Below are 377 nucleotides of genomic sequence, written 5' to 3' on the forward strand. Positions count from 1 at the left end.
CAGAACGAGAAGAGATTTCTTGTTTAGCATCAGAAGAATTAATTTGCGTTGAATCTGGAGTTATAACTGTTTCTGGAATAGGAGAAATAGATTGTTTTTGAACAGGTTCGTTTGGCGCTATACCAGAACGAGAAGGGGTTTCTTGTTTAGTATCAAAAGAAGAGATTTCTTGTTTGGTATCAGAAGAATTAATTTGAGTTGAATCTGGAGTTATAACTGTTTCTGAGATAGGAGAAATAGATTGTTTCTGAACAGGTTCGTTTGGCGCTACACCAGAACGAGAAGAGATTTCTTGTTTAGCATCAGAAGACTCGATTTGAGGTGAATCTGGAGTTATAACTGTTTCTGAGATAGGAGAAATAGATTGTTTCTGAACA

At 36.1% G+C, this 377-nt stretch carries 1 protein-coding gene; it reads right to left on the minus strand.

Annotated elements, in window-relative coordinates; genetic code table 11:
* Nucleotides 1-377, minus strand: a 377-nt coding sequence (locus JUI58_RS22700; protein ID WP_204106127.1) for a hypothetical protein, incomplete at both ends; no start/stop codon positions are given.

This window comes from Spirulina sp. CCY15215 (assembly GCF_016888125.1).
Classification (GTDB): domain Bacteria; phylum Cyanobacteriota; class Cyanobacteriia; order Cyanobacteriales; family Spirulinaceae; genus CCY15215.